General features: G+C 56.6%; 18 protein-coding genes and 1 pseudogene. 11 read left to right on the top strand and 8 right to left on the bottom strand.

Annotated elements, in window-relative coordinates; genetic code table 11:
* Positions 1–53 precede the first annotated feature (53 nt).
* Positions 54–1,460 carry a flagellar hook protein FlgE gene (locus tag JM93_RS06555; RefSeq protein ID WP_145341482.1) on the bottom strand — a complete coding sequence of 469 codons (1,407 nt, stop codon included), beginning with the start codon at positions 1,458–1,460 and terminating at the stop codon, positions 54–56.
* Between the two features lie 287 nt (positions 1,461–1,747).
* On the opposite strand from JM93_RS06555, the gene JM93_RS06550 reads away from it, so the two are divergent.
* From JM93_RS06550 to JM93_RS06530, 5 genes are read left to right on the top strand one after another with little or no spacing between them, the layout of a single operon-like run.
* The gene (locus tag JM93_RS06550; RefSeq protein WP_145341884.1) at positions 1,748–2,593 is read left to right on the top strand and encodes an AAA family ATPase; all 846 of its coding nucleotides are present in this window, start codon (positions 1,748–1,750) and stop codon (positions 2,591–2,593) included.
* Between the two features lie 16 nt (positions 2,594–2,609).
* Positions 2,610–3,188: a hypothetical protein gene (locus tag JM93_RS06545; protein WP_145341480.1), complete on the top strand. Its 579-nt coding sequence runs from the start codon at positions 2,610–2,612 to the stop codon at positions 3,186–3,188.
* A gap of 41 nt (positions 3,189–3,229) precedes the next feature.
* Positions 3,230–3,775 (top strand): SixA phosphatase family protein, encoded by a 546-nt coding sequence (locus JM93_RS06540; RefSeq protein WP_145341478.1) that lies wholly within the window; start codon positions 3,230–3,232, stop codon positions 3,773–3,775.
* A gap of 47 nt (positions 3,776–3,822) precedes the next feature.
* Complete coding sequence (locus JM93_RS06535; protein WP_244300775.1) at positions 3,823–5,295, top strand: YcjX family GTP-binding protein; 1,473 nt, start codon at positions 3,823–3,825, stop codon at positions 5,293–5,295.
* Positions 5,292–6,341 carry a YcjF family protein gene (locus tag JM93_RS06530; RefSeq protein WP_145341474.1) on the top strand — a complete coding sequence of 350 codons (1,050 nt, stop codon included), beginning with the start codon at positions 5,292–5,294 and terminating at the stop codon, positions 6,339–6,341. The genes JM93_RS06535 and JM93_RS06530 overlap by 4 nt, the downstream gene beginning before the upstream one ends.
* Positions 6,342–6,352: 11 nt before the next feature.
* On the opposite strand, the gene JM93_RS06525 is transcribed toward JM93_RS06530, so the two are convergent.
* Positions 6,353–6,826, bottom strand: coding sequence for a hypothetical protein (locus tag JM93_RS06525; protein ID WP_145341472.1), 474 nt, complete (start codon positions 6,824–6,826; stop codon positions 6,353–6,355).
* 303 nt (positions 6,827–7,129) lie between these two features.
* Between JM93_RS06525 and JM93_RS06520 the strand changes: the two genes are divergently transcribed.
* Entirely contained in the window at positions 7,130–8,308 is a 1,179-nt protein-coding gene (locus JM93_RS06520; protein WP_145341470.1) for a vWA domain-containing protein, read from the top strand.
* Between the two features lie 21 nt (positions 8,309–8,329).
* Entirely contained in the window at positions 8,330–9,457 is a 1,128-nt protein-coding gene (locus JM93_RS06515) for a class I SAM-dependent methyltransferase (protein WP_145341468.1), read from the top strand.
* A 9-nt stretch (positions 9,458–9,466) separates the two neighbouring features.
* Here JM93_RS06515 and JM93_RS06510 read toward each other — a convergent pair whose 3' ends face one another.
* Positions 9,467–9,895 (bottom strand): universal stress protein, encoded by a 429-nt coding sequence (locus tag JM93_RS06510; protein WP_145341466.1) that lies wholly within the window; start codon positions 9,893–9,895, stop codon positions 9,467–9,469.
* Between the two features lie 66 nt (positions 9,896–9,961).
* Positions 9,962–10,750 (bottom strand): AraC family transcriptional regulator, encoded by a 789-nt coding sequence (locus JM93_RS06505; protein WP_145341464.1) that lies wholly within the window; start codon positions 10,748–10,750, stop codon positions 9,962–9,964.
* Between the two features lie 122 nt (positions 10,751–10,872).
* On the opposite strand from JM93_RS06505, the gene JM93_RS06500 reads away from it, so the two are divergent.
* Complete coding sequence (locus JM93_RS06500) at positions 10,873–12,099, top strand: MFS transporter (RefSeq protein WP_145341462.1); 1,227 nt, start codon at positions 10,873–10,875, stop codon at positions 12,097–12,099.
* A 61-nt stretch (positions 12,100–12,160) separates the two neighbouring features.
* On the opposite strand, the gene JM93_RS06495 is transcribed toward JM93_RS06500, so the two are convergent.
* Together JM93_RS06495 and JM93_RS06490 are read right to left on the bottom strand one after the other, a co-directional pair.
* Positions 12,161–12,481, bottom strand: a complete 321-nt coding sequence (locus tag JM93_RS06495) for a 2Fe-2S iron-sulfur cluster-binding protein (protein WP_145341460.1) — start codon at positions 12,479–12,481, stop codon at positions 12,161–12,163.
* Between the two features lie 142 nt (positions 12,482–12,623).
* Positions 12,624–12,992: an Hpt domain-containing protein gene (locus JM93_RS06490; RefSeq protein ID WP_145341458.1), complete on the bottom strand. Its 369-nt coding sequence runs from the start codon at positions 12,990–12,992 to the stop codon at positions 12,624–12,626.
* Positions 12,993–13,826: 834 nt separating this feature from the next.
* Here JM93_RS06490 and JM93_RS06480 point away from each other — a divergent pair.
* The 3 genes and pseudogenes from JM93_RS06480 to JM93_RS06470 all read left to right on the top strand — a co-directional run bounded on the left by JM93_RS06480 (position 13,827) and on the right by JM93_RS06470 (position 21,505).
* Positions 13,827–19,664 (top strand): apolipoprotein A-IV repeat region-like domain-containing protein, encoded by a 5,838-nt coding sequence (locus JM93_RS06480; protein ID WP_145341454.1) that lies wholly within the window; start codon positions 13,827–13,829, stop codon positions 19,662–19,664.
* Positions 19,665–19,831: 167 nt separating this feature from the next.
* On the top strand, positions 19,832–20,788 hold the full coding sequence (locus JM93_RS06475; protein WP_145341452.1) for a DMT family transporter: 957 nt from the start codon (positions 19,832–19,834) through the stop codon (positions 20,786–20,788).
* A gap of 106 nt (positions 20,789–20,894) precedes the next feature.
* Positions 20,895–21,505 (top strand): annotated as a pseudogene (locus JM93_RS06470) (IS6 family transposase).
* Positions 21,506–21,590: 85 nt separating this feature from the next.
* Here JM93_RS06470 and JM93_RS06465 read toward each other — a convergent pair.
* Together JM93_RS06465 and JM93_RS06460 are read right to left on the bottom strand one after the other, a co-directional pair.
* Positions 21,591–22,886: a hypothetical protein gene (locus JM93_RS06465; protein WP_145341450.1), complete on the bottom strand. Its 1,296-nt coding sequence runs from the start codon at positions 22,884–22,886 to the stop codon at positions 21,591–21,593.
* A 96-nt stretch (positions 22,887–22,982) separates the two neighbouring features.
* Positions 22,983–24,080 carry a hypothetical protein gene (locus JM93_RS06460; protein ID WP_145341448.1) on the bottom strand — a complete coding sequence of 366 codons (1,098 nt, stop codon included), beginning with the start codon at positions 24,078–24,080 and terminating at the stop codon, positions 22,983–22,985.
* Between the last annotated feature and the right edge of the window lie 242 nt (positions 24,081–24,322).

Raw genomic sequence — 24,322 nt, 5'->3', positions numbered from 1 at the left:
AGTCAACCTGGCGAAGGCGCGGAACCCGCGCCTTCAAGAGGCGTCGGTCCGCGTTACCGGATCACGTTGAGGGCATCATCCAGCATCTGGTCCGCGGTGGTAACGATCCGCGAGTTTGCCGAATAAGCCTGCTGTGTGATGATCAGTTTTGAAAATTCGGATGCGATGTCCGCGTTTGACAGCTCAAGCGCATTCGAAATGATGGAGCCGCTGGTGCCCGTCAGGTTCGCCTCGCCTGAAGTCGGCGTTGCCTCGAATGCGGCCCCGTCAACCCGTTTCAGGTTTTGTTCGGCATCAAATGTGGCAAGCGGGATTTCATACAGCGCACGCGTTTGGCTGTTTGAATAAGTCGCATTGATCCGGCCGGAGGCGTCAACCGACACGCCAACCAGCTCACCAGAGGCGTAGCCGTTTTGATTGACATTCAATGACGTGACCTGACCCGACGTTGATGAGTACTGGGTCAAAGATGTGAAACTGAAATCAAATGCCGGCAGCGTGTCGCCATCGACAACAAGGTTGTCAATATTGAAACCACCGTTGGCCGCGAGTGCCGTGACATTCGCAGCCCCGAAAGTACCACCGGAAGCCGCTGTCGCCGTCACAGCACCCGTATTGTCAAAATCAACGGTCCCGATTTCGTACCAGGACGGCGCAACCGTGTCGTCACCAGTGCTAAGATATAGCGCCCACTGGTTATCCTGAGGCACACCCGCATCAAAGTTCAGGGTTTTACCCCACCGGATCTCGACGTTGACCGGCGTTCCGTTGGCATCATAGGCCGTCGTCGCGCCACCAGAAATGGTGTTAGCGATAAACGTATCTGTTGCAGCGCCGATCGCAATATCATCCCCAAAGCCTTCAGCCGCTGTCAAAAGCTCAGAATCAGCCGTATTCGGATCAAAGGCAGAGGGCTGCGGCACACGCGGCAGGTTCGCCTGATAGTTAATTTGCGTCGTCGGATTTGCCGGGTCTGGCGCATCGCTGATTTGAATGACACCCGGCGTATCACCCACCGCATTGCCGGTGGTCGGATCCAGCGGGAAACCTTTCAGGAAATAGCCGGAGCTGTTCATCATGTAGTTCTGCTCGTCCAGCTCAAAGTCGCCGGCGCGCGTGTAGTAGGATACTTCCTGAAAAGTCGTGTTCCCATCAACGACATCTGCGGCGGATGTCACCACGAAATAGCCCTCGCCGTTGATCGCAAGATAGGTATCGACATCGTTTGCGGAAATGTCGCCCTGCTGCTGGTTTGTCGCCCGCGATGTCGCGTAGGTCGTACCGGCCACCTGATCGGCCTGGACTGTGCCGCCGCCGGACACCAGATCGGAAAACGTCGTGTCAAGCCGCTTGTAGCCCGTGGTCTGTGAGTTTGCGACGTTACCGGAAATATTCTCAAGCGCGGTTGACTGCGCCGCCAACCCGGAAACGGCCGAATTGATTGCCCCGTAGATACCCATGTTACATCCTCTTGTCTGCCGTGAGCACGCGCTCATGCCTGGCAAGAGGGTTGGCAAACGGTATGCCAATCGAAGTCGGTTCCAATTCAATTCATTTTTTCAATATCTTAAGTCAAAGCGCAACACCATTTGCAGCGAACCGTCTGCGCAACTGGACTGCCACCCCGGCAAAAACTGCCATATGAAACGGGCAAGATTCTCCATAGTGGCATTTCCAAACCGATCCTTGCGCGTTGTCGTGCCCCCGCCTACTGTCAGCGCGGTTCAACCATGGAGACGGGATGCTGATGCGCTTTGAAGGCACGGACAGCTACATTGCAACAGAAGACCTGCGAATCGCCGTGAATGCAGCGGTCGCACTCGAAAGACCGCTGTTGGTCAAAGGCGAACCAGGAACCGGCAAAACTGTTCTGGCGCAGCAGGTCGCACAAGCGCTTTCGGCGCCCTTGATCGAATGGCACGTGAAATCCACCACAAAGGCGCAGCAGGGCCTTTATGAATACGATGCCGTCTCGCGGCTGCGGGACAGTCAGCTGGGTGATGAGCGCGTAAAGGACATCAACAACTATATCCGCAAAGGCAAACTCTGGGAGGCTTTTGCCGCACCAAATCGCCCTGTGCTCTTGATCGACGAGATCGACAAGGCGGATATCGAATTCCCGAACGATCTTTTGCTTGAGCTCGACCGGATGGAGTTTCATGTTTATGAGACCGGCGAAACGGTAAAGGCGCGTCAACGGCCGGTCGTCATCATCACATCGAACAACGAAAAAGACCTTCCCGACGCCTTTCTGCGCCGGTGTTTTTTTCATTTCATCAAGTTCCCGGACGCCGACACGATGGCCGAGATTGTCGAAGTCCACTTCCCGGATCTCAAACCACGTCTTCTGCGGGAAGCCCTGAGCCTGTTTTACGACGTGCGCGATGTTCCGGGCTTGAAGAAAAAGCCATCGACATCCGAGCTCATCGACTGGATCAAGTTGCTGCTGAACGAGGACGTCGATCCGGAGACCCTTCGCCAGTCAGACCCGAAGAAGCTGATCCCGCCGCTGCATGGCGCCTTGCTTAAAAACGAACAGGATGTTCATCTGTTCGAGCGGCTCGCATTCATGGCGCGGCGCGAACGCGGCTAACAGGCTGGACCATCCGATGAGTAGGATCGACGAGCAGTGGACACTCAAAAGACTGGCGCGACCCATTCTCCTTGGGTTCGCACTGTTGGCCGCCGTCATTGCGCCGCCGGCCCCATCTTCCGTCTTCGCGCAGTCTGCGCCTGCCGAAGGGACGGAGGGTTGGCTCAACGATGTGAATGGTTTGCGCCACTTCGCAGGCTTGCGCTGCCCCGATATCATCGGAACGTTTTACCGGACAAAGGTCCTTTCAACCGACGCTGACCGGATGGCCGGATGTCAGTATACCGGCCGCGACGGGATGATTGCCGTGCTGCGCCAGCATCTGACCGGAACTGGCGGGAATGCGGCGAAAACCTTCCTGCGATCCTACCGACTAGCCGGATTTGAAAAAGTTGAAATGACAGGCATCGCGGCCAGCGGAATTTCTTTCCGGACCCGGACGTGGAGCGACACCCCGATCTGCGAAACACTGTGGTACTTTCAAGGTGAGAGTGCGGACTATACACTTTGGCTGGCCTACACCCTGCCAGCTCAGGAGGCAGACGTGGAACCGGCGGTCAATGCGTTCCGGCAGGCTCTCGCGGTTCTGAACTAGCCTTTTTCGAAAAGCCCGAAAAAGGCGGAAGAGATCATACCATGCTCGAATTGATGTTGCTCCGTCATGCCAAATCAGACTGGAACGACGCCAGCCTAAAAGACACTGACCGGCCGCTTAACTCCCGCGGACGGTCTTCTGCCCGGATAATGGCGGCCTATCTGCACAGCCATAGCCTGCATCCGGATCTGATTTTGTGTTCCAGCGCCCAGCGCACCCGTGAGACACTCAGCAGGCTTACCAATGTCTTCCAGCATGACTTTGACATTGTCATCCGGAAAGAGCTTTACGATCAGCACATGAACGGCTCCTACACAAGCTTCATCCGCGCTGAAGGTGGTGCGGCCAAGCGGGTCATGGTTCTTGCCCACAATCCAGCCACTGAAGAAACGGCATCAGAATTGTTCGGCACCGGAGACGAGGCACTTCAGACCGAGTTGCAAACGAAGTTTCCAACGGCCGCTCTTGCTGTCTTTGAGTTCCCAATCGACACCTGGAAACACCTTCAACCCGGCACAGGAACGCTGACCCGGTTTGTAAAACCGAGAGACCTCCTGGCGGAGCCCGACGCCGAGGGGCACGACTGATTGCACTTTTCAAGGCCCACGCCTACATGTCCGGCGGAGGCACAGCTTTGAGTTCTTTTACTTCTTTAACCGACGAAGCCCGTTTGGCGCTGGCAAACCTCACAGACGCTGCCACAGACCTAGCCGTGCCGAGCCTGCGGCTCGGTGTGACCGGTCTCGCGCGCGCCGGCAAAACCGTATTCATCACGGCGCTGGTCCATAATCTGATCCACGGCGGCAGACTTCCGGTGTTTCAGGCGGCAGCCGGTGGCCGCCTCACCCGCGCGCATCTGCAACCCCAGCCCGATGATGCCGTCCCGCGTTTTGAATATGAGAGTCACGTTGCGGCGCTCGTCAATGACCGGGTGTGGCCCCAATCAACGCGTCAGGTGTCGGAACTGCGCCTGACGATAGAGTTTGAAAGCGCGCATTATTTCACGAGAAAGCTTGGCCGCGGAAAGTTGCATCTGGACCTAATCGACTATCCCGGCGAATGGTTGCTGGATCTTCCGCTTCTGGGAAAAGACTTCCGCACCTTTTCCGCTGACGCCATCAGGCTGGCGCGGGCCCAGAACCGGGCAGATCTCGCACAACCGTATTTGGATATTCTTGCGTCTGCTGATCCGGATGCCCCGGAAAACGAAACAGATGCTCAAAAATTGTCGGCTTCCTTCAAGACCTATCTTGCCGCGTGCCGTGCGGACACGCATGCGCTGTCCATGCTGCCGCCGGGGCGTTTCTTGATGCCTGGAGACCTCGATGGGTCCCCTGCCCTTACTTTTGCTCCTCTTGACCTTCCTTCGGAGGCTGCACCCGCGCGGTCCGGCAGCATGCGTGCGATGATGGAGCGGCGCTATGAGGCGTACAAGACGCATGTCATCCGGCCGTTCTTCAGAGACCATTTCGCTCGGTTAGATCGCCAAATTGTGCTGGTCGATGTCCTTCACGCGCTCAACGCAGGACCGGAAGCGTTGACCGACCTTGAAACGGCGCTCGGCGAAGTGTTGAAGTCTTTCCGGCCCGGACGGCGGAGCTGGCTGTCATCCATTCTGACCCGCCGGATCGACCGGATCCTGTTTGCAGCTACCAAAGCCGATCATTTGCACCGGGAAGATCACGATCGGCTGGAGGCCATTCTCACGCGCCTGGTCGCGCGCGGCATAGAACATGCCCAGTTCAAGGGTGCCGATGTTGACGTCCTTGCTCTTGCCGCTGTCCGGGCGACCCGTGAAGCGACCGTCAAACACCGGGGCGAACAATTGCCGGCGATTCTCGGCACACCTCTGCCCGGCGAGCGGGTGAACGGCGAACAGTATGATGGCAAGACCGAGATTGCGATGTTTCCGGGTGATCTGCCTGCCGACCCTGGTGCTCTGTTTGAAAAAGACGGGCCGGGTTTCGAACCCGCTGACAGATCGCTTCAGTTTCTAAGATTCCGGCCACCGCGGCTCGACACAACTGCAGAAGGGCTGACCTTGTCACTGCCTCACGTCCGGCTGGATCGCGCACTCGACTTTCTTCTTGGAGACCGTCTCGCATGACTGATCAAAGGCAAACCGGCGGCCCAAAACGCAAACCAACCGCTTTCCGGCTTGATGATGAAAGTGTCCGGTTGAGTGACACGCTTGACGCCCAGCCCTTGGCATCCGAAGCATTGATTCAGGAGCAATCGGACCAGTTCGAAGAACCCCGCCTGCCTCAGGAAGCCAGCACACCGAAAAAAGCCTTTGGCTTCGGCAAGTGGATTGCCATAGGTCTCGGCGGACTGGTTAGCCTCGCCTTCGGCCTTGCGGTCGACGCCTTGATCCGGGATCTTTTCGCGCGGACGGACTGGCTTGGCTATCTGGGGCTGGGCCTTACGGCCATTGCCGTCATCGGGATATTCGGCCTCGTGATCCGTGAGGCTCTCTCACTGGCCCGGCTCGGCAAGATCGACCACTTGCGTGACGGTCTGAAGCACGCCGCTGAACACGACGATACCCAGGATGCTCACAAGCATCTAAAATACTTGCTCATGCTTTATCAGGACCGGCCTGAGACCGCTCGAGGGCGCCGCGACCTGGAAGGACACATGCGCGAGGTCATAGACGGTCGGGACCTCGTCATGCTGGCCGAGCGTGACCTGCTTGCCCCTCTAGACCTTGAGGCCCGGCGGATCGTGATGAACAGCGCAAAACGCGTGTCGATCGTTACCGCCGTGAGCCCGCGCGCCCTTGTCGATTTGCTGGCTGTGCTTTTTGAGAACATGAGGATCATCCGGCGCCTGTCCGCGCTTTACGGCGGCCGGCCGGGAACGCTTGGGTTTCTGCGCCTTGCCAAACATGTCGCGACACACCTTGCTGTGACGGGCGGCATGGCCGCCGGAGACAGCCTTGCTTCTCAGGTTCTTGGGCATGGACTCGCCGCCAGGCTGTCCGCCCGGCTCGGAGAAGGTGTCATAAACGGTCTCCTGACCGCCCGGATCGGCATTGCCGCAATTGCAGTCTGCCGTCCGTCCCCGTTCATCGCCACAAACGGTCCCACGGCATCGGATTTTATGGGCGAGCTGATCAAGACCGCCGAAAAGGAAGAGCGCAAGGCCACCTAGTTGGCTTGAATTTAAAATCCGCTGAAGGTCATCATCCGGCCGGCGAACAAGGTGCTGATCCAGCAAGTCACGGATAGGCCGCCAGCAAATCTGCGCCGCAGATAACCACGCTTTTGCAACCAGAAACCTTCGGCAAACTGCAAGGCCATCGCAGCCAATGCACCGACCAGAATGAATGTCATTTTGCCCGCAAAAATCCAGATCCCGAGGTAGCCCTGGGGCTGAGCCGCAAACAGCACAACGCCGGACGCAACCGCCAGCATCAGCCCGGTAAGGGCAAACGGAAAAAGCAAGCGCCAGGTCCAGCCAAACCGAACAGAGGGCCAAAGCTCCAGCCGTTTGACTTCCACAGGCACGACCGATGCGACGAGCAGCAGCAGACCCAAAACATGGATTGCGGCAGCCCCGGTATATGCCGAAGCCGACGCCTGGAGCCAGGTACCAGCCTGAGACTGTGCAAACCACACGGCGAGATCAGTCAGCATGTTGCCTCTGCTCCGCGCGACGGCCCGGTTGTCAGTCGGGTGAACCCATAAGTCTTGTTGGAAACATGGCTGAAGATGCAAACGCCGAGTGGCTTCCGCAAAAACAACGCCGTGCGGCTTTGCGCGCGCACGACGGGCGATATGCAGGTCCTCAATACACTTCGCTGCATGGTCAGATCCTCATCCGATCTTCCCCAACGATAGCGCCATATGTGAAAATTCCAAATCAAAAGCCGGAAAAGACTGGCCACTGCCTCTAGGGCACACTCGACAGCCTCGTTGCCCGGGGGTAGTTTCGACAGCATGTTCATAACCTTCTTCACAGAACTGAAATCTGCAGGCATCCCGGTTTCCTTACGGGAGTATCTGACGCTTATGGACGCGCTGGATCGGGATCTTGCCGAGAAACGCGTCGAGGATTTCTACTATCTGGCACGCACCGCCCTGGTGAAGGACGAGAGCAATCTCGACAAGTTTGACCGCGTGTTCGGGCATGTTTTCAAGGGACTGGATCTGCTAAGCGAAGCTCCGAGCGGCGACATTCCTGAAGAGTGGCTGCGAAAACTTGCCGAAAAGCATCTGAGCGAAGAGGAAAAAGCTCAGATCGAAGCGCTTGGCGGCTTCGAAAAGTTGATGGAAACGCTTCGGGAACGGCTCAAGGAACAGGAAAGACGCCACCAGGGCGGCAACAAATGGATCGGCACGGCCGGTACGTCCCCCTTCGGCGCTTACGGATACAATCCGGAGGGTGTGCGCATCGGCCAAAAGGAAAGCCGCCACCGGCGCGCGGTCAAAGTGTGGGACAAGCGCGAGTTCAAGGATCTCGACGATACCCAACTGATTGGCGCGCGTAACATTCAAGTCGCCCTCAAGCGACTGCGCCAATTTGCACGCACCGGCGCCGCAGATGAATTGGATCTCGACAACACGATCCGCGCCACCGCCCACAAGGGCTTGCTTGACATAAAGATGCGCCCCGAGAGGCACAACGCGGTCAAAGTGCTCCTGTTTTTCGATATCGGCGGCTCGATGGATGACCACATTCGTGTGTGCGAAGAGCTGTTCTCGGCAGCGCGCACGGAATTCAAGGTCATGGAACATTTCTACTTCCACAACTGCCTTTACGAGTATGTGTGGAAGGAAAATCGCCGCCGCCATACCGAGCGAATTGGCACATTTGATGTGCTCCACAAATATCCTGCCGACTACAAGGTCATCTTTGTCGGCGATGCCTCGATGAGCCCCTATGAAATCGCCTATCCAGGCGGCTCGGTTGAGCACTGGAACGAAGAAGCTGGCGCAACCTGGATGAAGCGGGTCACCGACCTTTACACAAGTGCAGTCTGGCTCAACCCCGTGCGCGAAGCGCATTGGGGCTACACGCACTCGATCCAGATGATGCGGGAGCTGATGGAACACCGAATGTTCCCGCTGACCGTCGAAGGCCTGACGGACGCCATGAAAGAACTTGCCCGCACCTAAAACTCCAAAAAGGAGCAGGACTTGGAAGACCCGCGCATAACAGAAGCCGCTCCTGCCTCGCCAGCCGCGCATGCCACCACGACTGGCATGGTCGGAGGTGGTTTTTACAATCAAAATTCCGCGCCGCAAATGGCTGCCATTGCGGCCATTCTTCCCTGGATTGACCAAGGTGTTGCGACCATGGATCTGGCCGCGTCAAGCGGTCCCGTCCGCCTTGCAGACTTTGGCTGTTCGGAAGGCCGCAATTCCATTGAGGTTATGCGCCACACGCTTAAAGCCGTACGCCGGCACACAGCAGCAGATGTTCAGACCATACACAGCGACTTGCCAACCAACGACTTTTCCGCACTGACCCAGACCCTGCGGAGAGACGGCAGTTCCATTTATGGCGACCCGAAGGTGTTTTCGTCGGTGGTGCCGGGATCGATGTATGACCAGCTCTGCCCTGCCGGCAGCTTGGACATGGCCTTCAGTTTCAACGCGATCGGTTTTCTGTCGCGGCGCCCCGTCGATGTGCTGCCAGGCTACATATTACCAAACGGTCCTAGCGCGATCCGGGGGCACGGAGCGGTCCACGATGAAGACCGGGCCGCATTCGCACAACAGGCTGAGGCGGATGTTTCCGCTTTTCTGGAAGCGCGCGCCACGGAATTGAAACCGGGCGGAAAACTCGTTCTGGAAGTGTTCGGTGGCGGGCAAAATGCGCGTACCTGTGACGGCATCTATGATTTGCTGAACGACGCGGTCCGCTTCTTCGTGGAGGCCGGCGAGATACCGGAAGAGGTATATGCCCGCTACTATCAGCCGGTCTATTTCCGAACACTGGACGAACTCGTGGCGCCGCTGCAAAGGGAGGCCACGGCGGCTTCCCAAGCGTTCTCTCTAGATCGTGCGGATACCTATGAAATCCCGGTATCGTTCGAAGAGGATCTCCGTGCCAATGGAGACATAGCGGCCTATTCAAAAGCCTATGTCCGGTTTTTCCGCGCCTTTACCGAAAGCCCTTTAAAGACGGCCCTCGCGGACTTGCCGGGTGCAAACGACCTAACCACGCGCATTTTCGCAAAGGCTGAAGAGCTCCTGACCGGCTCTCCAGAGCTCTACCCTTTCCGGTATGTAGCGGTTGCAGCCATGATGACGCGGCGCTGATTTCCGGGTTCAATCGCCGCGCAGAACCATGACCGAACAGGGCGCATGCCGGACAATGTGAGCGGCGTGCGACCCAACAAAATAGGTCGATAGGCCTGGCTTGTGCGACGTCATGATAATCAGGTCGATGGCCCGGTTTTTCGCAGCCTCAATGACCTCCGTATCGACTGTGCCGGAACGAACCTCAACATCAGTTGCACCGCTTCCCAGTTCCATGCGCTCCTCAAGAGCGTGGAGCATGGTTTCGGTCTCCTTCATCTCGCGGTCCTGAAATCCTTCCGGCAGCTGGCTGGAGACAAAACTCTGAACCTCGGGGCAAACGGCAAGCAAATGAAGCTTAGCGCCATAGTCTTTGGACAGTTGCTTGGCCTTGGCAAGCGCGTCATCTGCAAAGGCCGGTTCAGCAGGGTCAATTGGGACAAGGATATTTTTGAACATGTCATAACTCCGGGATGCGATGTTCGCGATGCTGGTCCTGCGACGTCAATTTTGCCATGAGGCAGATCAATCTGGAGAGGGAGAAGCAAAATACCGTCCCGGCGTCACCCCAAAGGCTTTGCGGAATGTCGACACGAAAGCGCTCGGCTCTTCGTATCCTAGTTTGTAGGACACATCCGAAACGCTCCGCCCGCATGCCAGCAGCTCGAGCGCCCGAAACAGCTTCACCTGCCGGCACCAGGTGCGATAATTGAGCCCGGTTTCGTCCTTCATCCGGCGTTCAAAAGAACGCGTTGAGATTGCACACTGCAAAGCCGCGTCCTTAAGCGCGGGGACATGCGCCGGGCAACGCACGATGCGTTCGCACACATCACGCAATTTTTTGTCCTTTGGCATGGGCAGCTGCAGCGGCGCTGCCGGCAGCATGCGCAGCTGATCAAGGATAACGCCGCCGATCCGCGCCGCGGGGCCGGCAACTGTCTCAACCCGGGCATAGGACATGAACTCCAGGATCAGCTCCCGGAGCAAATGCGTCACCTGCAGCACCTGAGGCCGATCAGGAAGCGCTGCGACGCTTCCCGGCTCGAAGTACAAGAACCGGATCTCGGTTTCCTGCAGATACCGGCCCTGGTGTTCTATGCCAGGCGGGATCCAAAGAGCCCGTTCGGGTGGAACGAAATAGGTGCCGAATTCCGTCTCCACCGCCGCAGAACCGGCAACAACATGAAACAATTGAGCGCATTGATGGGAATGCCGATTGTTCGCGGTATTCTTGGACTGCGTCTTTGCAAATCCAACAATCGGCTGCCGTAACGGTTCACCGGGATGCAGGGTCAGATCCGGATGTATACCCAAAAGCGGCTCCATGATTGGCGAGTGGGAACAATATGATGACAAAACAGCGCTAACACGCAAGCGCATTATCGGCCTATGAAGGATCTGGACGCGCAACTCGCGAATTGGACTGTTTGAAATCAATGACTTATTTCACAAAAAACGTCGCCCCGGGCGAGGCGACTGGCTGGAGATCTCCAGCCGTTTTGTTAATGATCATGGCCGGTGCCATGCAGCTGTCTTTTGCTGCATGGTGGAACCTGATGAACAATTTCGCGGTTCAAGAGCTGGACTTCACCGGCCGCGAAATCGGCATCCAGCAATCGATCCGTGAAATTCCCGGGTTTTTAAGCTTTGCTGCCATCTACCTCTTGCTGTTGATGCGGGAACAGACGCTGGCCTATCTCTCCCTGGCATTTCTGGGCGTCGGCGTCGCCATTACCGGGTATTTCCCGACAGCATGGGGCTTTTACATTACGACACTGATCATGTCGGTCGGGTTTCATTACTATGAGACAATGGCCCAGTCCCTTTCGCTGCAGTGGCTGCCCAAAGCCACAGCGGCCGCCAGCATGGGCAAGATCATCGCCGTTGGCGCCTTCGCACAGCTCATCGCCTACGGGCTTATTTTCATCGGCTGGAAAACACTGGATCTGTCCTTCACGACTGTATTTACCGTGGCCGGCGGGCTTACGTTGGTGGTGCTCGCATTTCTCATGATGTCGTTTCCGCACTTTAAGGAAGGCGTGCCTCAGCGTAAAAAACTGTTCCTGCGCAAGCGCTATTGGCTCTATTACGCGCTCACCTTCATGGCTGGCGCCCGCCGCCAGATCTTCACTGTTTTTGCGGGTTTCCTGATGGTCGAGCGGTTTGGCTACGATGTCCACGAAGTCGCAGCACTTTTCCTGCTAAACGGCGCGTTCAACATGTTGCTGGCGCCAAAAATCGGCAAGCTCATTGTCCGGTTTGGCGAGCGAAAGGCCCTGATACTGGAATATGTCGGCTTGATCGGCGTGTTCTGTACATATGCTTTCGTAACCGACCCGAACCTAGCGGCCGCCCTCTATGTGATTGATCACGCCTTTTTTGCCATTGCGATCGCGATCAAGACGTACTTCCAGAAGATCGCGGATCCGGCGGATATTGCCCCGACCGCCGGGGTGGCTTTTACAATCAACCACATTGCCGCGGTGTTCATTCCGGTGATTTTCGGTGTGATCTGGCTTTATTCCCCGGCGGCTGTGTTTCTGGCCGGCGCGGGCATGGCTTTTGTCAGCCTTGTGCTGGCCAGCCTCATCCCGTCCAACCCGGATGAGGGCAACGAAGTGGATTTCTGGTTCCGGAAACCGGTTGCTCAGCCCGCTGAATAACAAAAGGCCCGCTCGTCAGAGCGGGCCTCTTTTGTCTGGTGTGTCCGGTAAACTGACCTGGTCAGGCTTGGCGCTCCGGCACATGCACGACCAGGCCGTCCAGCTCTGAATTGACCTTTATCTGGCAGGAAAGCCGCGATGTCGGCTTCAGATCGTAGGCAAAATCCAGCATATCCTCTTCCATCGGTTCCGGTTTACCGACCTTTTCGGTCCAGGCTTCATCGACATAGACATGACAGGTGGCACAAGCACAAGCGCCGCCGCACTCCGCTTCAATTCCCTGCACCATGTTCTTGATGGCATTTTCCATGACGGTAGACCCATCGGCGGCGTCCACTTCGGTGCGGGCACCGTCGGGGTTTACATATGTGATTTTCGGCATGATCCGCGTCTGACCAATAGGATGAGGATATTTCGGGTTCACCCCCGACATAAACGTTCAAGGCAAAACGTCAAGAACTGTTGCACCAGGCAGATTTAAAGAGTCGGATGGGCGACGCTGTTGAAAACGATTTTGTCCGAGGTCACGAGGCCGGGCTTAAAAGGTCGTCAATGTAGCTGTTTGCTTCTCCGACGCTGCGAGCCAATTGCTGCACGCGCTTCGGATTGCCGGTCTCCAGCTCTTTTTCAAGCGCTTCGCACACTGCTGCGATCTTGTCGGCCCCCACCGCCCGGGCGGATCCTTTCAGCGTGTGAACGATGACCTTGGCGCTTTGAAGATCGTCACAAGCATCCAATTGCTCAAGAGCGGAATGTGACTGTGTCGCAAACAGCCGCAGGACCTGCACTTCAAGATCCCGGTTGCCCATTGTATTGGCGGCAAGCCGCACAAGGTCGATCGGGGCATCGTAACCTGCGGAACGTGTAAACACCGCTGATGAAGTCTGGGCCATGGGTTTGCTCCAACGAAAGGCCTTCCTGGCCAGTTCAATGGTCGTGCACGCTTATGTTTATGCGGTGAGTGTGCGCGGTCGCGGAAAACACCGAGTTAATGGCTTAGATCCTGCGCAGCAAAATTCGAGCTGTCCCCAATAAAATGAATTAATGGTTAACACACATTTACCGCATAAAATCGGTCATCTGAAAAAAGCTGTTCTGTCATGGTCATTTGCACGATTTCCTTCATGGATCGCATTGCCCCCGGGCGTTAACTTTTTTCGCGTTTTTTATTTGCTGTCACAGCTGCGCGTCCTGCATCCGTGAGTTTGCAGACCAGCCAGTCAGGCTTGATTGGGTTGGAAAACCAAGGCTCTGCCCACCCCGCATCGACGCACGCCCTGATCGTACGCGCCGGTACGGCGCGACCGTTTGCGTCGAACAATGGTAACTTTCCGCCGGGCTGATCAACGCCTCTCAACAACCATTGAGCCTGAATTTTTGACGGCAAAGATGCCTTTTTTTGAGCAGAATCTGTCTTTTCCGGCATCCAACTCACCTCCCGTCAGCAGCCTGAATCAGTCTGAAAACAATGCCTTCTAGGTATCTCGCACCATTGCTGTTTCTTGTTCATTAGGAGAGAGTGTGCCATTACAAAAGGTGATGCGGCAAGGTAGGGAGTGCTGTGCGGTGAACACCGCCAGCGGGTCAGCGGCGGCCCCCGACCGGACGCCTGAGGAAGAAAAACGGATCAGGGCAGCGATCCCTTCCAACGGCTAGCCCATTCGGTGACGGTCCCGGAGTTCCGGGATGCCTATAAGTAATGAGTACGGATGTGAGGCGATCCAATCATGGCAAATCCCCCGAAGGTGAAAGATCCGGCGGAAGCAGCACTGTCTGCGGTTGAAGAGGCACTGAAGCTTGACTTCGGAGGCCCGGACACAGGCGATGCATCGGCATCCGCTTCAGAACCGGCGAAAGACCGGTCTGCGGACAAGTCCGGTTCAGCCAGTTCCGACAACAATGATAATAAAGAGGATGGACGTCCGTCACGGCGGCGTGCGCGCGGAAACAGGCCACCGGCCGCCAATGACGACCGCCGGAATATTGGCTCGCTCATCTATTCACTTCAAAGACGGCCCTCCTCAGCTCCGTTCTGGGGTGCTTTCGCGCTGAGTCTTTTATGGGGCGGACTTGGTGTCAGCCTTGCGATGTCCTCGCTGGGAGACCGTTTTGCCAACCTGACCGACACCTCAACGGTTGCAAGTTCTCCGGAAGCAATACTCGCTCTGGTTGCGATTGTGGTTCCGATCATTTTCTTCTGGGTCATGGCGATGATGATATGGCGTGCGCAGGAAATGCGCATCGTCGCCCGCGGCATGACGGAGGTCGCTTTGCGCCTCGCAGAGCCAGAGGACATGGCCAAGGAATCCATCCTCAGTGTCGGCCAGGCCATCCGCCGTGAAGTTTCGGCCATGGGCGACGGCATTGAACGCGCCATCGCCCGGGCAAGCGAGCTGGAAGTCCTGGTTCACAACGAGGTCTCGTCGCTTGAGCGCTCTTATAATGACAATGAGCTGAAGATCCGCGCGTTGATTGACGAACTGGTCAGCCAGCGCGAGTCGATCGTCATGAATGCCGACCGCGTCCGCGAGACCATCTCGGGAGCCCACCAGAGCTTTGCCAACCAACTGTCCTCCACATCCGAAGAGTTTGGCAGCTCTGTTGACCAGGCAACCGAGCGCATGCTGCAGGCGGTTAACGGGCGGGTCGAAGACCTGACCGCCACAGTCGACGACCGCATTGCCGTACTGGGCTCGACCCTCACCGCCTCGGGGAATGACCTGGTTGAATCGCTGACCGTTCGCGCAGACGACTACGTGTCGCGCCTGACAACAACAGGGAATGATCTGGTCGACAACCTGTCACAAACCGGCAATCAGATGTGGGAGACCTTGTCTGTACGCGGCGAGGAAGTGAACGGGCGCTTCGCGGAAACCGCGAACTCGTTCATCGAAACGCTCAATAGCCGCGGCACTGAGATCAACGAAACCCTGGCGGCTTCGAGCGACCAGGTGGTCCAGACGCTGAATTACAAGGCTGATGAGTTCCGCACGGCGCTCGAGACCACCGGCGCGAGCGTCGGCGACACGATCACCCTGCGCGGTGAAGAGATCAACGCCAACCTGTCGCTTACCTCCGGGCGTTTGATCGACACGATCACATCACGGACCGAAGAGCTGGTCACCACTGTCGACACACGTGTGACATCGCTTGACGCTTCGCTGGCAGAAACCGGCGACCGGGTTGTCGAAAGCATCTCCCAGCGCGGCCAGGAAGTCACCAACACGATTTCGGTAAAAGGCGCCGAAATTGTCGAGACACTGTCCGACCGGAGCACCGAGGTCGCTGAAATTCTGCGCGGAACGGGCGAGTCCATTGTGGTCGACCTGTCGCTGCGCGGCGGCGAAATCGCAGCCAAGCTGGACGAGACCGCCGGATCATTAACCGACACGATCACCGTGCGCGGAGGCGAATTGGCCGAAAAGCTCGACACCATTTCCGAGCGCATCTACCAAGCGATCTCCGTCAACGGTAACGAGCTGGACGAACGCCTGGCCGCACGCGGCAACGAAATGGCGGCCGTCATGGAACAACAAACCATATCGTTCCGCGAGTCTTTGGAGGGCGTTACCTCCGATATTTCGGCAACACTCGGCTTCCAGACCAACGAATTGACCCAGAAGCTCGCCGAAACCGGCACGCAGCTGGCCGAACTGATTGGCAGCCGCGGGTCTCGCGTGGCTGGCGATATCGACGAGGTCGGCTCAAAGTTGACCGAAACCATCGAAGTTCGCGGCCAGTTGCTGCAAGATGGCCTGTCAACCCGCCTGACGGAGCTGGAGAGCATCGTCACGGATCGCGGCGGCCAGCTGATCGATGCCTTCGACACCAAGACCCTGCTGTTGTCGGAGTCGCTCGACAGCCGCCTGGCAACACTTGATACGACATTCTCCAGCCGGATTGAGACCATGGATGCCGCTCTCGGCAACCGGATCGATACGCTGGACACATCACTGTCCGAGCGCTTTGGCTCAATGGACACATCGCTTGAGCACCGTATTGGCACCATCGACACGATGCTGACGGAACGGTTCGGTACAATCGATACAAGTCTGTCCGAACGCATCACCACCATGGATACCGTGTTGTCTGAGCGCTTTGGTGCGATGGACACAAGTCTGTCCGAACGCATCACCACCATGGATACCGTGTTGTCTGAGCGCTTTGGTGCGATGGACACAAGTCTGTCAGAGCGCATCGGCACGATGGACACAAGTCTGTCAGAGCGCATCGGCACGATGGACACAAGTCTGTCAGAGCGCATCGGCACGATGGACGCGTCCCTCGGCAGCCATATCAACACCCTCGACCTCACACTCGATCAACGCACCGCCGGGTTCGAAGCCGCTCTGGAAAGCCGCACCGCGATCCTCGCCGATGCCATCGAGCAACGCACAGCCGGCATCAGCGAAGCGCTTGAAGAAAAGACCCGGAACATCTCCGACGTGCTGGCAGACCGGTCTGATGCCATAACATTCACCCTCAGTGAACGTGTGGAGGCCGCCGGCAACACACTTGCCGACCGTGCCGAACAAATCGGCGTATCGTTGAGCGAACGCGTGGATCTGGCAACCAGCTCCATGGCTGAAAAGGCCGAACACCTTGCTCTGACCATGACAAGCGGCACCGAGCGGATTGATGAAACGCTTGATGCGCGCGCCCGTCAGATCAGCGAAACACTGATTTCACGCACCAAGGAAATCGCCCAGGCCTTCGTTGACGGTCAGGGCGAAATGACAACGGCGCTCGACAACCGCCTTGCGGAAGCCGGGTCGGTGCTGTCGAAGCAGAGCGCGGAACTGACCGAGTCTTTGTCCGAGCGGATCGCGGAAATCAACGTTTCACTCGGGGCAAAAGTGTTCGAGGTCGCCGAAACCCTCGACAGCCGCGCCACTCAGCTTGAGAGCGTTCTGAACGAGCGTCTTGAAAGCATTTCCGGCACCTTGACCGGCGAAAGCGAAAAAGCACGCGACATTCTTACAGGCGTCATCACCGAGGCCGGCACCACTCTTTCTGGTGAAAGCACCCGGATGCGGGACATGGTTCAGGAAGCTGTCAGCCAAGCGGTCAATTCGCTTGCTGAAGAGCGAACACGGACCGTCGAGATTGTTGGTGGCGCCATGGACGAAGCGACAGCCAAGCTTTCCGGCGAAGGCGAGCGGATGCGCCAGATCGTTCTAAGCTCGGTTGGCGAAGCGCGCGGCGTCCTTGTTGGCGAAAGCCAGAAGGCGGCCGACATGGTCACAACCGCGATGACACAGGCCTCGGGATCCATGTCTGCCGAAAGCAGCAAGATCCGTGAACTGGTTCTGTCGGCGGTTGGCGATGCTGCCCGCTCCATGGCGGCCGAAAGCGAAAAGGCCCGTGCACTTTACGTTGGAACGCTGGCCGACTTCTCCGGCAGCCTGACCGGCGAAAGCGAGAAGGTCCGGACAGACCTAGCGCGAACGATCGCCGAGATTTCCGGCAACTTGACTGCGGAAAGCGAACAGGCTCGCGCAACCCTCGCCAAGACCCTGGAGGAAATCCGCGGTCAAATGTCTGGGGAAGCAGATATCGTTCGCGAGCGTGTGCACGCTGCCGTTCAACAGACTGCCGATCTGCTGGCCAGCCGTGGCAATGCAGTCGCAGCCGAGATGCTTGGCAAGGCATCCGCTCTCAACGAAGCCTTTGGCGAGAAGAGCGGCGAATTCGCCAGACTTATCGGCACAGACGGCAACGCGCTGATCGAAGCAATCGAAGCGCGGGCCAATGACCTCACCGGCCGCGTATCGACTGTTCACACAGCGATTCTGGACGCGATCACGGTCAAGGGCCGCGAAGTCAGCGACACATTTGCGCAAAATGGCCTTGAGGCCACCCGCAACCTGGTGGATGCCGGAGAACGGTTGGTCACAACTCTCAATGAGCGCAGCGAGCATGCGGCGAACCTCATGAACCAGGCCAGTGACCAGATGGTTTCCGGGCTGGAAGAGCGGACCCAGCGTGCAGCTGGCATGATCAACCGGGCGAGCGAACAAATGTTCACCGGTCTGGAGGAGCGCAGCGAACGCTCAACGGCACTCCTTCTGGATACAAAACGGCGTTTGGAAGCCGACGTTACGGAGATCCTGGACAAGCTCGACACCTCGAACAACAATCTTCAGGAGATCGTAACCGCCGCGAACACAAACCTCAGCGATGTGGAAATCAATCTCGGCCGGCGTGCTGGCGAATTCCGCTCCGCTGTCGAACGGGCAGTGACCGACACCAACGCGACAACCGGCCTGATCTCCGAACAAGTCGAAGTGCTGCGTGATGTCACGACCACAACCCTCGCGGACATCCAGAACCTGACTTCGAAGTTTGCCAGCCATGCGGAAGAGCTGTCTTCGGCTGCCCGTCACCTGGAAAACACCAACCATTCGGTCGAAGGCCGGGTTGCTGAGCGCCGTACGGCCATCGAGGAAGTGGCAGACACGCTGCTTGCCAAGACCGAGTCCGTCGACACGCTCATGCGCTCCTTCACCAACACCTTGTCCCAGACGCTGGAAACGGCAGACGACAAGGCGCGTGAAGCGGCCGGCATGCTGAGCGCGGCGGCAGAAGCCGCCACCAAGCAAGTTGCCGAGCAGTTCGAATCCATGCGCCTGACAGCAGGCATGGAAGGCCAGAAGGCACGTGACGCGATCCGCTCCGCACAGGACGAGATCATGTCCGAAATGACCCGCACGGTCTCCGATGCCTCCGAGCGCTTCAGCGAAGCGGCTGCACGCATGCGTGACGTTGCCCGCGACGTGCACCGGGAGCTGGAGGCCACCCGTCACGAGCTTAAGCAGGGCGTGCTCAATCTGCCGGACGAGGCGGAAGAAAGCACCGCCGCACTGCGCAAGGTGGTGAATGAGCAGGTCCGGGCACTCAGCGAGCTGTCCGATATCGTTGCCAAGCAGTCGAACGCGCTCGATATTTCGCGTCCGCAGGAAAGGGCCATTGCAGAACCGGTAGCCGCCCCTGCCGCTGCCGCGCCAGCTCCGGCCTACGCAGCCCCCGCCCCTCAGCCAGCACCGGTTGCCAGCCAGCCGGCACCTGAACCGCGCCCTGCGCGTGCCAGTGAACCGGCCCGCCGCCCTGCCCCAAGTCAGCAGGAAAGCGCGCCGGCAAGCGCAAAGGGATGGGTTTCGGATTTGCTCCGCCGCGCCTCCCGTGACGAAGAAGGTCCAGGTGAAGACCGCACACCGATGCAAACGGTCGACAGCCTCAACTCGCTGTCCGTGGATATTGCCCGGGCGATCGATCATGAGACCTTCATCGACCTGTGGGACCGCTACAAGCGTGGCGAACGGCATGTGTTCACTCGCCGTCTGTATACGCTTCAGGGACAGCAGACTTTTGACGACATCCGTCAGAAATACGCGCGCGACCCTGAGTTCCGCTCAGCGGTCGAACGCTATGTCGCAGATTTCGAGCAGCTCCTGTCACAGGTTGCCCGCAATGACCGCGACAACATGCTTGGCCAAACATATCTGACTTCGGATACGGGCAAGGTCTACACCATGCTGGCCCATGCCAGCGGCCGTCTCGACTAAGCTCTTTTCACGATGTGTGAAAGAGGCGGCCTCCAGGCCGCCTTTTTTGTGCGCACCGAGCCCGATTACCGCTGGCTCGTAAAGAACAGACTAGATTTGACCTTGACGTTCCCGCCGGGATTCTGAACCTTGCGCCCCGACGACCTCGCTGGATCCGGTTTCAAAACATGTTTCACTCACCGAATTCCCCGGCCCTCGGACTGGGCACGGCTTTTCTCGGCTTTGCCCTGTTTGCAGGCCACGACGCCCTGATCAAGGCGCTTGGTACAAGCTATTCGGTATTTCAGATCATCTTTTTCGCGATGCTGTTTGCCTTCATTCCGATGGCACTGATCATGCTTGCCGACAAGTCACACTCCAATTTTCGGCCAAGGCACCCATGGCTGGTACTGTTCCGCTCGATCTTGAACATCGTCGCCATGTCCAGCGCCTTTTACGCCTTCACAACGCTCCCGCTTGCCGAGGTCTATTCACTGCTGTTTTCCACCCCGCTTCTGATCACGATCTTTTCAGTGCCGTTGCTCGGAGAGGTGGTGCGCTGGCAACGCTGGGCTGCGGTGCTGATTGGCCTTGTCGGCGTCGTGATCGTGCTAAGGCCGGGGGTGACGGAACTGACCCTTGGCCATGCTTCGGCGCTTCTTGCAGCAGCTTCTTCCGGTCTTGCCGCCCTTTTGGTGCGCAAGATTGGCAGCCAGGAGCGCTCGGCAGTGCTGATCCTATATCCGATGCTACTGTCCATGGTATTCATGGGGCTTTCCTTGCCTGCCGTTTATAGACCAGTTGCCTTGCCGGACCTCGGATTGATGGCATTGGTTGGTCTTTTGTCGGTGTTTGCGCAGCTGTGCATCATCGGCGGCTACCGCTCCGCACCTGCCGCTGTGATAGCCCCCACCCAATACAGCCAGATCATTTGGGCAACGCTGTATGGTGCTCTGTTCTTTTCCGAAGAGCCGGATCTTTATGTCGGCATTGGATCTACGATCATCATCGCGTCGGGCGTGTTCGTGGTCTGGCGGGAAAGCCGGAAAGACGTGTCGGCCAGGAGGCCGGTCTTGCGCTCCTCCAATCCGCGTTTTGACGCCGGCCCCTCGCCCAACCCATCCGGGACCTACAACAAGACTTAAAACATGTTGCCGGTAGCTTGTGTCGCAAATTTCTCCCCCTGGCTCCCTTTGATGGCGCCGGCCTCTAGAACCCAGGTTTCCAATCAGATTTCTCCAGGCGCACAGCATTGATCAGTTTAAAGGAAACCATTCCCCAAAGTATGTCATTCTTTTCGCGGTTTTCTTTTATGTCCGCTACTCGGTTTCCTATCGGGATCTGGAGGAAATCATGCGGGAGCGCGGCGTTGACGTTGACCACGCCACGCTGAACCGCTGGGTCGTTCGCTACAGCCCGGCGTTCGCCGCAAATGCCAAAGCCAGAAAGCGGCCGGTTTATTCATCCTGGCGGATGGATGAAACCTACCTCAAGGCGCGGAACGAAGCAGCGGCAACGGCCTTTCTCGAGCAGGCCATCGGGACCAATTCTCTGCCGGAAAGACTCGTGATGGACAAGAGCGGCGCTAACTAGCGGGCCTGACCAACATCAACATCTATCTGCTTCTCACCGGCTGTTGGTGGTCCTTCATCGACATTGTGCAAGTCAAATATCTGAACAACATCGTCGAACAGGGTCACCGGTTCGTCAAGAAACTGACCAAACCGATGATGGCCTTCGAGGTTTTTCATTCAGCAAGCGCAACCCTGGACGGGATCGAGACGACGCACATGATCCGCAAGGGGCAACTGAACCAAGCGGGCGTTCCAGCTTACCAACTGTTCATGGCGCTCGCAGGATAACTGCGTCCAGAGGCAGACACGACTCTGGGCCAAATAAAAGTTTGCGACAGAACAATTGTGAACCTACCCCTCTGGAGGGCGGGCCCTAGTCTTCTAGGTCTTTCACGAGCGTGTTTGTCTTGTCCACAATCTGATCAAAGGCATCCTCGACACTGCCTGACCGGATTTTGACCGGCTCCAGGCCAAGTTGTTTGAGATAGCTGTTGGGGATGCCTTTCAAGCACGCCACTGCAAGTGCGTTTTTGCCGTTCAGAGCGTTGGCGGGCTTGTCCCAGTCCAGATCCGGTATACAGTCCACCAATGTGTCTTTCAGTGCCTTTGCATAAACGGCCGGGTCCTTGCCGAGGCTGCCTTGTGTTTTGTCCAGTGCGTCGAGCTTACGTTCAAGTTTTCTTTCCGCAAGCTGCTTCGTGTTCAACCGCCCGTCCGGTTGGGTCTCGAAGTCGTTCAATGAATTGTAGCCGAGCTTGAGCATGTTTCTCTGAACAATGCGCCCGCTTGGGGTGCTGTTATAGCGCATATGCACCGTTCCGCACATTTTGTCCGCACCGTTATTGTCGTCGTTGTCGTCCGTATAGTGCAGCGTGATTGACGTTCCCGGCATTCTGATGCCGTTGTCCAGCATGGAGGATACGGTATCGCTGGCATGTGTGTTGGTCACAAGACGCCCGTTCGGCGGGTTCCGGACCAGAACGTCCCTGTTTGCGTCACGAAGGTTAAAGCGCGTTCCGTGACTGCATTCCGGATAATCGTGCTGGGACGGAATGTTGTTCGATGCATCGAAAACTTGCTCATTGGGCTTGAGGTTGCGCAGGCCCTGATACCCCTGATACTTCGCAACAATTTCGTCCTTCAGATAGGCTGGAACATCGTAGGTTTTTCCCTGATTTTGCCCGATCGTAAAGGTGCCGTTTCCGTGGCTGCTATGGGTCGCGTTGGGAATTTGGCGAACTCCCGCATTGAATTTGTTTTTTACGGTATGGCGGTCCCGTGCCAATAGCTCCTTGCCTTGACGATGCAGTTCCGTGCGTTTTGTCCTGGCCGGATCGTTGTAGACCTTTTCAAGGACGGCATCCATGCGGTTCAAGAGCGACTTCTGTGCCCGGATTCGGCTGTGCAAGCTGTGTTTGGGGAGTGTTTGTGTGCTGTTCTTGCACTTTTGGTATTCCGACTCCACAAGGATTCTAAGCGGTTCATTCAACTGGTGGCCGATGTCCGCACTGGAACTGAGCAACGCCTTCATTTCACGCATTTTCAGGACGATCTGTTTGTCGTGCCATGCGCTCTTGCCGGCGAGTTTTTTCTGATTGTTGACGGCCGGGCTCGCTGCAACCTCGTCTTTCGGTTTTACATCCGGGACATCATTGGCCTTGCTTTCCAAGACTTCGGCGGGTTTCGGCTTTTTGACCGACTTGATTTCCGGTTTGGGCTTCGCTTTGTATCCGGTTGGTTCTGTTGTCCAAAAAACCTGCGCGGATTATTGCCATGTCTCAGCATTTAGGCGGGTTTTTTCCAGGCTTTCCTCAGCTTTACCCAAGTCCACTGCCAAGCTGAAATACTGTTCCTCGAGCTTGTTGATATTGCTTTCAATTTTGATGTTTTTATCTTTTTCTTTGAGTATGTCGAGCGCTACCGGGATGGCCCGTCTTGCAAACTGGCCCTTGCGGCTGTCCCGGCCAAAAAACGTGTTGCAAAGATTGTTGGCGTAATTTTTCGCCGTATTGGAATTTTTAAACTGTCTACGGGCTGTATTGGCAATTTCTTTGACCTCGTTTACAAAATTTTGCCCGGTATTGGGGTCGTTGGTAAATTCATTGGCAATTTTTACGAAATCATTGTTGAGAGGGATCATTCTTTTATTAGAGGTAAAAAGCCTCTTTTGCTCATAAAGCCTATCTTTTGTAACGTCATGTAATTTGTCTTCGTATTTACTGCTATGTACGTTGTGTATATTTTTCTTGTGTTGCAACTCCTTTTGGCGCGCAACATTGTCGTGTAGATTCCGTTCCTTTTCAAACTGGTCGGCGGGCAGGGTGAGGATACGCTTGCGTTTGCAGGAAATGATTTTGTCATCAATTTCGCTAAGTTCTTTTTCTACGGTATTGACCGTTTCAAGCGCTTTTTCTATTTCTATTTCAGCTTTCCGTTTTTCTAAAAGATGTTGATCCAAACAAGACTGTTGTTTCGAAATGTGATAGTGGGCTAGATTTTCATTCTTGAATGTTTGGACGGTCGATTGCTGAAGATCTGCTCCGTCTTGATGGTAATTTGCTTTGTTTTGGTGAAATGAAATTGACCGCTTAGCACGTGCAAGACTGTCAGTTGCTGTTTTCTTCTTGGTGTTGAGACCTCTAATTTCGTTTTCTAGCTCTTTTCTATAGTCTTGAAGGCTTAATCCCTTGGGATTGAAATCCGGCGCGGCTGCAGCATTCAGCTTGACCTGTGGCAAGCTTCCAAGTTTCGCGTGTTTGGCAATGTTGGGATGCTTGATCGGGCATGAGCGCATCAGAGCCCGTTCAGCCTTCCGCGTCGAGTTAAACCGAGCAGAGAATCCAAGATTACTTGTGTAAGACATGAAGAAACATCCAAAATTCAGTTGATCAAAATTATGAATAGTCTTCTATTTTTGAGGTTTTTTTTCAAATTATTGCTTTATTTTTTTTACTTATTTTGGAAATAGAAATAATATCTACCCTAGGGAGCTCGCGCGTACTTACCCCCCCCTGCGCTTATTGCGAAAGCATGATTCAGCGAGGGCGTGTCCCATAGTTTTCCGCGTCAACCACGTCTTGAGGTTTGGCTGTTGAAAGGGCGCTC

Source organism: Roseibium hamelinense, from assembly GCF_007830545.1.
GTDB classification, from domain to species: domain Bacteria; phylum Pseudomonadota; class Alphaproteobacteria; order Rhizobiales; family Stappiaceae; genus Roseibium; species Roseibium hamelinense.
The sequence above is the reverse complement of the archived record's forward strand: the minus strand, read 5'-3'. Positions and strand labels throughout refer to the sequence as shown.

Coding starts and splice junctions, on each gene's coding strand:
- JM93_RS06500 (WP_145341462.1), top strand. CDS start 10,873: ATGACTTATTTCACAAAAAACGTCGCCCCGGGCGAGGCGACTGGCTGG.
- JM93_RS06495 (WP_145341460.1), bottom strand. CDS start 12,481: ATGCCGAAAATCACATATGTAAACCCCGACGGTGCCCGCACCGAAGTG.
- JM93_RS06475 (WP_145341452.1), top strand. CDS start 19,832: ATGTTTCACTCACCGAATTCCCCGGCCCTCGGACTGGGCACGGCTTTT.
- JM93_RS06510 (WP_145341466.1), bottom strand. CDS start 9,895: ATGTTCAAAAATATCCTTGTCCCAATTGACCCTGCTGAACCGGCCTTT.
- JM93_RS06540 (WP_145341478.1), top strand. CDS start 3,230: ATGCTCGAATTGATGTTGCTCCGTCATGCCAAATCAGACTGGAACGAC.
- JM93_RS06520 (WP_145341470.1), top strand. CDS start 7,130: ATGTTCATAACCTTCTTCACAGAACTGAAATCTGCAGGCATCCCGGTT.
- JM93_RS06460 (WP_145341448.1), bottom strand. CDS start 24,080: ATGTCTTACACAAGTAATCTTGGATTCTCTGCTCGGTTTAACTCGACG.
- JM93_RS06530 (WP_145341474.1), top strand. CDS start 5,292: ATGACTGATCAAAGGCAAACCGGCGGCCCAAAACGCAAACCAACCGCT.
- JM93_RS06480 (WP_145341454.1), top strand. CDS start 13,827: ATGGCAAATCCCCCGAAGGTGAAAGATCCGGCGGAAGCAGCACTGTCT.
- JM93_RS06525 (WP_145341472.1), bottom strand. CDS start 6,826: ATGCTGACTGATCTCGCCGTGTGGTTTGCACAGTCTCAGGCTGGTACC.
- JM93_RS06545 (WP_145341480.1), top strand. CDS start 2,610: ATGAGTAGGATCGACGAGCAGTGGACACTCAAAAGACTGGCGCGACCC.
- JM93_RS06550 (WP_145341884.1), top strand. CDS start 1,748: ATGCGCTTTGAAGGCACGGACAGCTACATTGCAACAGAAGACCTGCGA.
- JM93_RS06555 (WP_145341482.1), bottom strand. CDS start 1,460: ATGGGTATCTACGGGGCAATCAATTCGGCCGTTTCCGGGTTGGCGGCG.
- JM93_RS06490 (WP_145341458.1), bottom strand. CDS start 12,992: ATGGCCCAGACTTCATCAGCGGTGTTTACACGTTCCGCAGGTTACGAT.